A 9256-nucleotide genomic window follows, 5' to 3' on the forward strand; every position below is an offset into this window, starting at 1 on the left:
TCGGTGGCAACGTTGCGTTGTTTGTTTCGCCGGGCAACTGGGTCCGAAGAGTCAGTACTTTTCGACCTCACAAGCAGTCTTCACCTTGCCGTCCTCCTCCTTCGCTTTGGCAGCGATTTCTTGACAAGCAGCCATTGACCACACCCACATCGTCGAAGGTCTCGCAGCGCTCGCGTACGTCCATGTGTACTTCACAGGTAGGGCGCTCCTTGGCGTTGGCTCAGAAGAGCATATGAATACGGCTTCTCCTTGGTCGTCCTTCAACACTTCCTGCTTTTTTAGCCCGTTTGTGATCGCTCTGCATTCCCTGTTGGTGATGGCATCGGCCTCCATTGCAATGACTCCGTTCTTGTACATCTGAACGTACCGCCCGTAGCCTTCTGGTGGTGTAACGCATCCTGCTATGAAAAGAGTCATGAGAAACAAGGGAACGATTGGGTGGTTCATAGTAAATCCTGCGACTGATAACAACTAACGTCGGCCCTGGAATAATCCAGGAGAGCGAGGGATCAGTACTTTTCGAGTTCACAAGTGGCGTTCACCTTGCTGTCTTTCTTCATCTCGTCGAAAGCGACCTTTTGGCACTCAGCCATTGACGATACCCACATCGTCCAAGGTTTCGCTTCACTCGCATAACTCAACGTGTACTTCACAGGTAGGGCGCGCCTAGGCGTTGGCTCAGAAGAGCAAGTGAGCTCGGTTCGTGTCGTATCAGCTTTCGCCAATTCGCGCTGCTTGATGAACTCATTTTTTAGCACTCCGCATCCATCGTCGGTGAGGCTATCCACCTCCGTCTCTATGGCTCCACCTATGTACATTTGAAAGTACCGCCCGCGGCCCTCCGGCGATGTGACGCATCCGGCAACTAGAAGAGTCATGGCAAGCAAAGGAACGATTGGGTGGTGCATGATCAATCCTGCGACTCAAAACTGTTCTGATGCTATCGCATCAAAGCCCCGTGCCGGGGAGCGAGGGATCATTACTTTTCGACCTCACAAACAACCTTCGCCTTGCTGTCTTTCTTCATCTCTTCAGATGCGATGTTTTGACAAGCAGCCATTGACCATACCCACATTTCCAAGGTTCTTTCATCACTCGCATGACTCAAAGTGGCCTTCACAGGGAGGGCGCTCCTAGGCGTTGACTCAGAAGAGCAGGTATGCACAGTTCCTTCCTGGGTACGACCCTTCGACACGTCCTGCCTTTCGAGTTCATTTTTGAACGCTCTGCATCCAGCGGCGGTGAGGTTATCTACCTCCGTCACTATGGCTCTACCTTTGTACATTTGGAAATACCTCCCGTGGTCTTCCGGCGGTGTGACGCATCCGGCAACTACAAGAGTCATGGCAAGAAAAGGAACGATTGGGTGGGGCATAGTCAATCCTGTAACTCAAAACTGTTCTGATGCTATCGCATCAAAGCCCCGTGCCGGGGGGCAATCTACCGAACTTAATCCAGTTAAATACGCAAGTCGTTAATTTTGTTTGTTTTTCCTATGAAGCTGGCATAACTTCTGCTTCAATCCTGTGATTTTGCACAATCTTTCCTGACCGAGTTCTCCGAGCACCCAACGCCTCTTTCGCCCCACCCCCTCTCAACCCTGCCCTAACCGATCAAGGCCACCGCCTTGATCTGGGCCCAGACGGGCTGACCCGGTGCCAGCCCGAGGCTGGCCGCCGAGCGCCGCGTCAACCGCGCGAGCAGCGACGACGACGTCCCCACCCGCAGGCGGCACAAGGCCAGCGCCGGGTGGCTGTCGTCGGCCAGTTGGTCAACCACCACCGGCAGGCTGTTGAGCAGGCTCGTGTCGGTCGCGGGCGACAGTGCCAGGCTCACGTCGCGCGCCAGGATGCGGATGCGCACCGTGGCGCCCTGGGTCTGCCCGCCATCGCGCACCCAGAGGCAGCCGCCCGGAAACGCCACCCGGGCCAGGCTCCAGGCCGCGTCGCGCTCGACCACCACGCCCTCCAGCACCACGCCCGCGTCTTCGCCCAGGCGGATGGGCAGATCGACCCGCGACAACACCTCGGCCAGCGGGCCCGAGGCCAGCACCCGGCCCGCTTCCATCGCCACGATGTGGTCGGCCAGCCGCGCCACCTCGTCGGGCGCGTGGCTCACGTAGATCACCGGCACGTCCAGCTCGCGGTGCAGGCGCTCCAGGTAGGGCATGAACTCGTTCTTGCGCGCCAGGTCCAGCGCGGCCAGCGGCTCGTCCATCAGCAGCAGGCGCGGGCTGGTGAGCAGCGCGCGCGCGATGGCGATGCGCTGGCGTTCGCCGCCCGAGAGCCCGGCGGTGCGGCGCTCCAGCAGGTAGCCAATGCCCAGCAGCTCGATGGCCCTGCTCCACGCCACCTGCTGGGCCGCGCCTGCGGTGCGCTTGCGACCGTATTGCAGGTTCGCGCTCACGCTCAGGTGCGCAAACAGCTGCGGCTCCTGGAACACGTAGCCCAGCGGCCGCTGGTGCGTGGGCAGGCCCTGCGCGCCGTCCTGCCAGACCTCGCCGTTGACCACGCAACGGCCGCTGGGCGCGGCGTTGAGGCCGGCGATGCAGCGCAGCAGCGTGGACTTGCCACAACCCGAGGGGCCGAACAGCGCGGTCACGCCGCGGCCGGGCAGTTGCAGGTCCACGTCGAGCGTGAAGCCAGGGAAGCTTTGTTGAAAGCGGGCTTCGATGCTCATGCTGTGCGGTTCCAGCCCCGGCTGTTGAGCAACAGCAGCACGGCGAAAGAGAACACCAGCATGCCGCCGGCCAGCCAGTGCGCGTTGTCGTATTCCATCGCTTCCACGTGGTTGTAGATCGCCATCGACAGCACCTGCGTCTTGCCCGGGATGTTGCCGCCGATCATCAGCACCACACCGAACTCACCCACCGTGTGGGCAAAGCCCAGCACCGCTGCCGTGATGAAACCCGGCCGCGCCAGCGGCAGCGCCACGGTGAAAAACGCGTCCAGTGGCGAGGCGCGCAGCGTGGCCGCCGCCTCCATGGGCGCGCGGCCGATGGCGGTAAAAGCCTGCTGCAGCGGCTGGACCACGAAGGGCATGGAATACAGGCACGAGGCCACCACCAGACCGGCAAAGGTGAAGGGCAACAGGCCCAGGCCGAGCGCCTGCGTGAGCCGGCCAACCGGCCCCTCGGGGCCCATGAGCACCAGCAGATAAAAGCCCAGCACCGCCGGCGGCAACACCAGCGGCAGCGTGACCACCGAACCCACCAGACCCTTCAGCCGCGAGGGCGTGCGCGCGAGCCACCAGGCGACGGGTGTGCCCAGCGCGAGCAGCAGCACGGTGGTGAGGCCGGCGAGCTTGACCGTGAGCCAGACGGCGGCGAGGTCATCAGGGGTGAGCATGGGGCGTCCTTCAGCGCTGGAAGAAATGAACCTGCACGTCGCGCGGTGGCGCGGCAAACGGCGCCGACGTCACGAGCAGGTCCGCACCTGCGGCCACATAGGCGGCGGCGTTGTCGGCCCGCACGCCGCCGGCCGCGGCTAGCAGGGGCCGGGCTGGCAAGGCGTCGATCTCGCGGCGGCAGTCGGCCACCGCGGCGGGGCTGAACTTTTCGAGCTGCAACACGTCGGCCCCGGCCTGCGCCCAGCGTTGTGCCTCGGCCCCGTCGCCCACCTCGACCACGATCTTCTTTTCGGGCTGGGCGCGGCGCAGGCGGGCGACCGTGTGCGCCGGTGCCTCGTCCAGAAACAGGCGGTGCTCGGCGAACAGCAGCAGCGTCTCGGACAAGCCCAGCCGGTGCATCACGGCGCCGCCGGCCTTGACCGCTTTCACCGACATGGCCTTGGTGCCGGGCACGTTCTTGCGCGTGCAGGCCACGGCCACGCCGCCGGCCACACCCCCCGCTGCGCCCACGATGGCCGCCGCCGAGCTGGCGATGCCGCTGGCCCACTCCACCAGGGTCTGCGCGGTCTTCCAGGCGCGGTGCAGCTGGGCGACGCTGCCTTCGGCAATGAGCAGCTTCTCGCCCGCGGCCAGCGCGGTGCCCGAGCCGGCCAGCAGGTGCACGCGCGCGCCGGCCAGTTCGAACAGCCGGACCGCCTCTTCCGTGCCACACACCACCATGGGCGCGCGGGCGGTGAAGTCCAGCCGGCCCGCTGCCGCGCCGATGGCCAGGCTCTCGGTGGTGAGGTCGCCGCAGGGCGTGTCGTCCTGCAGCAGGCGGCTCAGCTCGTCGTCGCTCAGCGCGGCCGGCATGGTGCTCACTGGCCCAGCTCGTAGCCGTAGGCTTTGATCACCGCCCGGGCCTTGGCGCCCTGCAGGTATTTCAGCAGCGCGACCGCTCCGGCCTTGTCTTTGCCCGGGGTCAGCAACACCGCGTCTTGCCGGATGGGCGTGTAGAGGTTGGCTGGCACCACCCAGGCCGACCCTTCGATCTGGCCGTCTTTGAGCACCTGCGACAGCGCCACGAAGCCGAGCAGGCTGTTGCCGCTGCTCACGAACTGGTGGGTCTGGGTGATGGTTTCGGCGGTCACGAATTTGGGTGACAGGCTGCCGTGCACGCCGAGCTTCTTCATCGTTTCCACGGCGGCAGCGCCGTAGGGCGCGAGCTTGGGGTTGGTCAGCGCGATGTGATCGAAGCCGCCGCGCTTGAGCACCTCGCCCTGGGCGTCCACCACCGCCGGTTTGGCCGACCAGAGCACCAGCTTTCCGATGGCGTAGCTGACCTGGCTGCCGGCCACCCCGGCGCCTTCCTTGATCAGCTTCGCTGGCGTTTCGTCGTCGGCTGCGAGCAATATTTCAAACGGCGCGCCGTTCTTGATCTGCGCGTAGAACTTGCCGGTGGAGCCGAAGGACGACAGCACCTTGTGGCCGGTATTTTTTTCGAATTCGGCCGCGATCTTGTTGAACGGCGCGGTGAAGTTGGCGGCCACGGCGACCGGTATTTCGTCGGCGCGGGCCGTTGAGACAACGAGCAACAGGCCGGCGAGAAGGGAAGAGATGAAAGGCTTGATCGTCACGGAAACACTCCTTGGAAAAAGAAAACTCAATGACGGGAAAACAGGTCGCGCACCTTGCACAGCGCGGTGGTGACGTCGAAGCGCGTGTCGGGCAGCGCCTCGCCGGCCAGCACCTTTTGCAGCGCGGCGCGCGGGTCGGTCTCGCCGGTCAGCAACACCTGCGCACCCCAGCCCGCCATGTGGCGCAGAAAGCCGTCGCCCGCGCTGCCCGCGATCAACAGGTCCACGCCGTGCAGCGGGTGCGGGCCGTCGTCCTTGAAGTGGTGTGGCAGCTGTTCCTTGCTGAGCGCGATGCGCTGCGGCTCGGGCATCGGCACGTCGGGCTGGCAATCGAACAGCAGCCACTCGCGGGCCTGGCCCGCGTGGCCGCTGACCTGGCTCCAGGCCTTGTGGGTGGCGATGGCGACTTTCATGAAAGGTCCTTGGTTTGTTCGAATGGAGTTCAGTCGGTGGAGACGAGGAAAACGCTGGAGGCCTTGAAGATCGCGGTGACGGGCTGGCCCACCGCGAGGCCCAGACGTTCGACGCTCGGGTCGGTGACCACGGCGGTGAGCACGTGGTGGCCGCCGGGCAGGTCCAGCGTGACCTCGGTGTTGACGGGGCCGTGGTGGATCTTCTGCACCATCCCGCGAAAGCGGTTGCGGGCCGAGACGCGCGCGCCCTCCTCTTCCACCACCAACACGATGGACGAGGCCTTGACGAAGGCCAGCACGTCGCGGCCCTCGGCCAGGCCGAGGTTCTGCACCGACTCGTTGGTGACGATGGCCGTGAGCTCCAGCGACGGCCCCAGCTTCAAGATGACCTCGCTCTCGACCGCACCGGTGCGGATGGCACCGATGGGGCCGGCGAACTGGTTGCGGGCACTGGTTTTCATGGTGAGCCTCCGGAGGACCTGTCGGAATTCGGCGATGTCGGGTTCACCGCGCTGCGCCAGCTGGCCGCTCAGGCGCGCGAGTGCGGCCTGCGACTCCTGCTCGAGCGCGCGGTAGAAGGCGATCAGGCGGCGGCCAAAGGCGGTGAGCTCGCTGCCACCACCGTTGCGCCCGCCGGTGGCACGCAGCACCAGCGGCTCGGGCGCCACGTTGTTCATGTCGTCCACCGCGTCCCACGCGGCCTTGTAGGCCATGGGCACGGCCTTGGCGGCCTGCAGGATGGAGCCGTGCTGGGCAATGGCTTCGAGCAGGCGGATGCGCTTGTCGCCGAGGAAGCTGCCCATGGCGGTGTCGATCATCAGCTTGCCCATCAGGGGCTGGCTTGCCACATTCATCGCGGCATGCCCCGGCTGAGCGAGAGCCGGGGGATGACCGCGCCAGCGCCGAAACGGTCGATCACCTTGTGGCTGGCGAGCCAGCGGTTGTCGGGCAGGCGCCAGGCGGTCACGGTTTCCGCGTAGACCGGGGCCTCGTAAAAGATCTCGTCATCGTCCGAGCGCAGCGCCGTCTGCACGTAGCGGAAGGCACAGAAGCAGGCCTGGCCTTCGGCGTCAAGGCCCAGGCTGCGGTCGGCCACGATTTCGTATTCCCGCTCGACGGCAAAGCTCACCGGCGCCACGACCAGCCCGACCAGGTCGGACGGCAGTTCCTCCATCCACGCCACCGCTTGGCCACGCGCGGGGCAGTCGTTGGGTAGCGGGTTGTACAACGGTTGGGACATGACGGTCTCCTGTATCGATCACGACATAAACAACGGGTCTTTCGACAGCGTTGTGTGCTTTGCTACACAACGTCCACGTTTGCGTGACTTGTTGGTCTGGTTTGCAAAACGTGGGCCAGCTTTTGAAGAGAACGTTTGTCTCTTCTCTGTGCTCATTTGGTTGAACGCAGATCTCGCTCCTTGCACCTCGCGATGCCAAGGCGTGCGCGCTCAGGCCACAGCGCTTGGGTGAGGCGGTCGGCGCTGTGCGCCGACTTCCCTGCGATGCTCGCGGCCGCGGCCCGTCGCACAACTCGCTTCCGTTCGCTGCGCTCTCTCCGCTCAGACAAGTGCGACAAGTCAGATGACGAAGCGCGCTGCGCGCGCGGCCACGGCCCCTGCGCTTCTCGGCGCCTCACATGGCGCGCTGCGGCCTGAGCGCACACGCCTTGGCAAACAGGGGGGTTGGAGCGCCACCGTTGGAATACCCATCCGTCTCTTGTTGTGGCAGGCGCTGTCCGGTGGGGGCGATGTTCCGGGGTGGCTGTGTCCGCCCGTGTGGGGCCGGGCGCGCCAGTGCGCGCTTCGTTGACTGACTCGTGGCCACTGTCTGAGCAGAGAGAGCGCAGCGAACGGCGCGAGTTTGGCCGCGCCGACCCCAGACGGGCGGACACAGCGAAGTCGGCGCAGCCGACCACCCCGGATGAGCCCCCACCGGGCAGCGCCTGCCGCAGCCGCGAGGTGCTGCACCCGCAAGGCTCCCCGCACACCACAGTACGTTCAGACCCTCAGGCCAGACTCATGCGAAACAGATCGGGCTGGCTCTGCCGGTACACCCGCAACCACAGCAGCGTTGCAGGCACGAGCGACTGGCTGGCGAACCACAGGGCTTCGTTCAGCGTTTCGCCGGGTGGGCCGGCAAGCTGCACGCGCATCAACGCCCAGCCCGACCAGTCGAGCTCGGGCATGGTGGCGCGCTGTTCGGGTTCGATCTGGGCCACGCTGGCGGCCAGGGTGGCGAGCTGGCGCTGCACCTCGGTGCGCGTGAGGCGCGAACGCATCAACTCTTCGCGCTGCAGCTGTTCAACCAGGATCAGCACCGATTCGCAGGCGTTCTGGATCAGGCCCAACAAGGCGCTGTGCAGCATGGGTTGGCTCATGGATGTTTCAGACGCTGACCGCCGCCACGGGATGGGTCTGCAGCAACCGGGCGTTGAGCTCGATGGCGAACTCGCGCCAGGCGGCGGCCAGGTCGAGCGTGATGGCGCGTTGGGTCTCGGCGTCGGGCGCCTGGTCTTGCGCGAAGTTCGACAAGGCACACGAGCTGGCGTTGAAGGCCAGCGCGGCCTGCAGCATGACCTTGCCCCTGAAAAGTGGAGTTCTTAGTCCTTGTTGAAAATACCGACAAGGAGTCAAGGAATGACAGCAGCAAAGCAGGTGCGTGCGCAGTACACGCAGGAGTTCAAGTTGGAGGCGGTCCGTCAGGTGAGCGCCGGTCAGGCCATTGCTGTGGTGGCCAAGGTGTTGGGGATCCCCAAGGCCAGTCTGGGCAATTGGGTTCGCCAGGCAGCCAAAGGCGCGTTGAGCGGCGCTGGGGGCGATAACAAGGCCGTGGGGGTCTCGCCCGAGCAGATGGAGATAGCGCGTTTGCGAGCGGAAGTTGCGCGCCTGAGGATGGAGCGCGACATCGCAAAAAAAGCCGCGGCGTACTTCGCGCAGGACACGCTGCGAGGTACGCCTGGATTCACCAAATGAGGCAGCAGTACCCGGTGAGCGTCTCCTGCGGCGTGCTGGAGGTCAGCGCCAGCGGCTACTTCAACTGGCTGCGCCGCCCACAGGACATCGCTGGCAGGCCCGGCGGGCGCCACAGCGACGAAGCACTGCTGGCACACATCCGCGCCATCCACGCCGAGGTCAAGGGGGAATACGGCTGGCCTCGGATGCACAAGGAACTGCTGGCCAGGGGCATCCGGGTGGGCAAGGACAGGGTGCGCAAGTTGATGCAGCAGCACGGTATCCGTGCCAGAACCAAGCGCAAGTTTGTGGTCACCACCGACAGCCGCCACAGTCTGCCGGTGGCACCAGACCTGGTGCAGCGGCGCTTTACCCCCGAGGCACCCAACCAGCTGTGGAGTGGAGACATCACCTACATCGCCACCGACGAGGGCTGGCTGTACCTGGCTGCGGTCATCGACCTGTTCAGCCGTCAGGTGGTGGGCTGGAGCCTGCAGCCGCACATGCAGGCGGGCCTGGTCAAGGACGCGCTGGCCATGGCGTGGTGGCGGCGGCGCCCGCCGACTGGTCTGATATTCCACAGCGACAGGGGCAGCCAGTATTGCAGCGGCGAATTCCAGGATGCTTTGAAAGACTGGAAGATGCGTTCCTCGATGAGCAGGAAGGGCAACTGCTGGGACAACGCGCCGACCGAGAGCTTCTGGGGCCGCCTGAAAACGGCCAGCGTGCATGGGCACAAGTTCGCCACGCGAGAGCAGGCCAAACAGGCTGTGATGGACTGGATGGCTTTCTACAATCACCGCCGGCTTCATTCCTCGCTGGGCTACCTCAGCCCGATGCAGTTCGAGCAACGCTGGTACGAGGCACAGCGCAAAAAGGCCGCGTAATCGTCGGGCTAAGAGCTACACCAAACGAGGGCAAGGTCA

12 protein-coding genes are annotated in these 9256 nt (G+C 64.8%); 1 reads left to right on the forward strand and 11 read right to left on the reverse strand.

Features of this window, described 5'->3' with window-relative positions; all coding sequences use genetic code 11:
* Positions 1-51: 51 nt before the first annotated feature.
* The 11 genes from AC0GNO_RS18755 to AC0GNO_RS18805 form a co-directional block, all read right to left on the reverse strand.
* Positions 52-447 (reverse strand): hypothetical protein, encoded by a 396-nt coding sequence (locus AC0GNO_RS18755; protein WP_472905054.1) that lies wholly within the window; start codon positions 445-447, stop codon positions 52-54.
* A gap of 62 nt (positions 448-509) precedes the next feature.
* On the reverse strand, positions 510-908 hold the full coding sequence (locus AC0GNO_RS18760) for a hypothetical protein (protein WP_472905055.1): 399 nt from the start codon (positions 906-908) through the stop codon (positions 510-512).
* Between the two features lie 697 nt (positions 909-1605).
* Entirely contained in the window at positions 1606-2679 is a 1074-nt protein-coding gene (modC, locus tag AC0GNO_RS18765; RefSeq protein WP_472905056.1) for a molybdenum ABC transporter ATP-binding protein, read from the reverse strand.
* Positions 2676-3347, reverse strand: coding sequence for a molybdate ABC transporter permease subunit (gene modB, locus AC0GNO_RS18770; RefSeq protein WP_472905057.1), 672 nt, complete (start codon positions 3345-3347; stop codon positions 2676-2678). The genes modC and modB overlap by 4 nt, the downstream gene beginning before the upstream one ends.
* A gap of 10 nt (positions 3348-3357) precedes the next feature.
* Positions 3358-4200, reverse strand: a complete 843-nt coding sequence (modD, locus tag AC0GNO_RS18775) for a ModD protein (RefSeq protein ID WP_472905063.1) — start codon at positions 4198-4200, stop codon at positions 3358-3360.
* 5 nt (positions 4201-4205) lie between these two features.
* On the reverse strand, positions 4206-4958 hold the full coding sequence (gene modA, locus AC0GNO_RS18780) for a molybdate ABC transporter substrate-binding protein (RefSeq protein ID WP_472905064.1): 753 nt from the start codon (positions 4956-4958) through the stop codon (positions 4206-4208).
* 32 nt (positions 4959-4990) lie between these two features.
* Positions 4991-5377, reverse strand: a complete 387-nt coding sequence (locus AC0GNO_RS18785) for a NifB/NifX family molybdenum-iron cluster-binding protein (RefSeq protein ID WP_472905058.1) — start codon at positions 5375-5377, stop codon at positions 4991-4993.
* Between the two features lie 29 nt (positions 5378-5406).
* Entirely contained in the window at positions 5407-6231 is an 825-nt protein-coding gene (locus tag AC0GNO_RS18790) for a TOBE domain-containing protein (protein WP_472905059.1), read from the reverse strand.
* Positions 6228-6617: a hypothetical protein gene (locus AC0GNO_RS18795; RefSeq protein WP_472905060.1), complete on the reverse strand. Its 390-nt coding sequence runs from the start codon at positions 6615-6617 to the stop codon at positions 6228-6230. Before AC0GNO_RS18795 ends, AC0GNO_RS18790 begins: the two co-directional genes overlap by 4 nt.
* Before the next feature lie 767 nt (positions 6618-7384).
* Complete coding sequence (locus AC0GNO_RS18800; protein WP_472905061.1) at positions 7385-7756, reverse strand: hypothetical protein; 372 nt, start codon at positions 7754-7756, stop codon at positions 7385-7387.
* A gap of 7 nt (positions 7757-7763) precedes the next feature.
* Positions 7764-7952 carry a hypothetical protein gene (locus AC0GNO_RS18805; protein WP_472905062.1) on the reverse strand — a complete coding sequence of 63 codons (189 nt, stop codon included), beginning with the start codon at positions 7950-7952 and terminating at the stop codon, positions 7764-7766.
* 63 nt (positions 7953-8015) lie between these two features.
* Between AC0GNO_RS18805 and AC0GNO_RS18810 the strand changes: the two genes are divergently transcribed.
* Positions 8016-9217, forward strand: a protein-coding gene (locus tag AC0GNO_RS18810) for an IS3 family transposase (protein ID WP_472903721.1) whose coding sequence is annotated in 2 segments (ribosomal slippage) — positions 8016-8286 and positions 8286-9217 — 1203 coding nt in all. Because the reading frame shifts where the segments join, the coding sequence is not laid out codon by codon here.
* Positions 9218-9256 lie beyond the last annotated feature (39 nt).

The sequence above is a fragment of the Hydrogenophaga sp. L310 genome (genome assembly GCF_055703065.1).